Genomic DNA, 2,292 nt, shown 5'->3' with positions numbered 1-2,292 from the left:
CACGCCGTCCAGGATCACCGGCGTACGCAGGGACGCGCCGCCGAGGAGGAGACCGACGATGGCGGCGTGCTCGAAGCCGCCGATCGCGGCGAGCACGCCGATCGGGTCGGCCGGGTCCGGCTGGTGGAGTTCCAGGGCGCGGCGCACGACCTCCGTCTTGCGGGCGAGGGTCTCGTCGTTGATGCCGGTGCCCCGGCCCGTGACCTCGGCCGGGTCCGCACCCGTGAAGACGGAGATCAGGGCGGCGGACGCGGTGGTGTTCGCGATGCCCATCTCACCGGTCAGCAGGGCCTTGTTGCCGGCGGCGACCAGGTCGCGGGCCGTCTCGATGCCGACCTCGATGGCCTGCCTGGCCTCCTCGCGGGTCATTGCGGGGCCGGTCGTCATGTCGGACGTGCCGGCACGGATCTTGCGGGGCAGCAGACCCGGGGTGGCGGGCAGGTCGGCCGCGACGCCGACGTCCACGATGCAGACCTCGGCACCGACCTGGGTGGCGAAGGCGTTGCAGACGGCCCCGCCGCCGAGGAAGTTGGCCACCATCTGCGCCGTGACCTCCTGCGGCCAGGGGGTGACGCCCTGGGCGTGCACGCCGTGGTCGCCCGCGAAGATCGCGACGGCCGCGGGCTCCGGGATGGGCGGCGGGCACTGGCGGGACAGGCCGGACAGCTGCGCGGAGATGATCTCCAGCATGCCCAGCGCTCCGGCCGGCTTGGTCATACGCTTCTGGCGCTCCCACGCCTCGCCGAGCGCCTTGGCGTCCAGCGGGCGAATCTGCGCGACGGTCTCGGCGAGCAGGTCGTGGGGTTCCTCTCCGGGCAGGGCACGGCGGCCGTATGTCTCTTCGTGCACGACCCAGGACAGCGGGCGGCGCTTGGACCAGCCGGCCTGCAACAGCTCGGGCTCGTCCGGGAACTCGTCGACGTAGCCGACGCACAGGTAGGCGATGATCTCCAGGTGCTCGGGCAGACCGAGGGCACGGACCATCTCGCGCTCGTCGAAGAAGCTGACCCAGCCGACGCCGAGGCCTTCGGCGCGGGCGGCGAGCCAGAGGTTCTCCACGGCCAGGGCGGCCGAGTAGGGAGCCATCTGGGGCTGGGTGTGGCGGCCGAGGGTGTGGCGGCCGCCGCGGGTCGGGTCGGCGGTGACGACGATGTTCACCGGCGTATCGAGGATGGCCTCGATCTTCAGTTCCTTGAACTGCTTGGCCCGGCCCTTGGGGAGGGACTTCGCGTAGGCGTCGCGCTGGCGCATGGCCAGCTCGTGCATCGCGCGCCGGGTGTCGGCGGAGCGGATGACGACGAAGTCCCAGGGCTGCGAGTGGCCGACGGAGGGCGCGTGGTGGGCGGCCTCCAGGACGCGCAGCAGCACCTCGTGCGGGATCGGGTCGCTGCGGAAGCCGTTGCGGATGTCGCGGCGTTCGCGCATGACCTTCAGGACGGCCTCGCGCTCGGCGGGGTCGTAGCCGGGGGCCGCGGGGCCGGTGGACTGTCGGGCTTCTGCCACAGCGGCCGCACTCTCTTCTCGGCGTTCCTGGTCGGCCAGGTCTTCCTGTTCGGCGGCCCGGGTGTCCAGGTCGTCGGCGTTCTGAGCGAGTTCGGCCTCGCCGTCGCGGGGTGCCGGGACGGAGACCGCGGGGGCGGGGGGCTCCAGCGTCTCGGGCGCGGGCGGCTGGGACTGCTGCGGGCCCTGCATGTGCTGCTCGGGCTGCTCGTCCGTGGCCGGGGTGGGGAGCACGACGGTCACGTCCTCGGTGGGGGCCGGGGTCTCCGGGGCGGGGGCGGGCTCGACAGCGTCGGGGGCGGCGGAGGCGGGGGCGGCTGGGGCCGCCTCGGGGGCCTGCGCCTCGGGGGTTTCGGGGACCTCGGAGGTTTCGGGTGCCTCGGGTGCCTGAGGTACTTCGGGTGCCTGAGGTACTTCGGGTGCCTGAGGTACTTCCGGTGCCTGAGGTACTTCCGGCGCCTGAGGTACTTCCGGCGCCTGCGGTACTTCCGGCGCCTGAGGTACTTCCGGTGCCTGCGGTACTTCCGGTGTTTCGAGTACCTCGGGTGCCTCAGCGGGGGCGGGGGCCTCGGTGGGAACCGTTGCCGCGAGGGCGGTGGCTTCCGGGGCTTCCGGCGTGGCGGGGGCGGACGCGGGTGCGTCGGCAGGTGCGGCGGCCTGGGCCACCGGCTCCGGTGCGGCCGGAGTGGCGACGGACTCGGGCGCCGGGGCCGGCGGCTCGGGGAGGGCGACGGCTTCGACGGACGGAGCGGCCGCTTCCGGGACGACCGGTCCGGCGGACGGCGCCACGGC

Annotated in this window: 1 protein-coding gene; it reads right to left on the bottom strand. The window is 73.8% G+C overall.

All coding sequences use genetic code 11. The features are described from left to right. On the bottom strand, positions 1 to 2,292 hold a 2,292-nt coding region (bluB, locus tag ABZ281_RS46415; protein WP_356664536.1), incomplete at both ends, for a 5,6-dimethylbenzimidazole synthase.

Source organism: Streptomyces sp. NPDC006265 (assembly GCF_040613555.1).
GTDB lineage: Bacteria > Actinomycetota > Actinomycetes > Streptomycetales > Streptomycetaceae > Streptomyces.
This window is presented reverse-complemented; position numbering and strand designations above follow the sequence as displayed.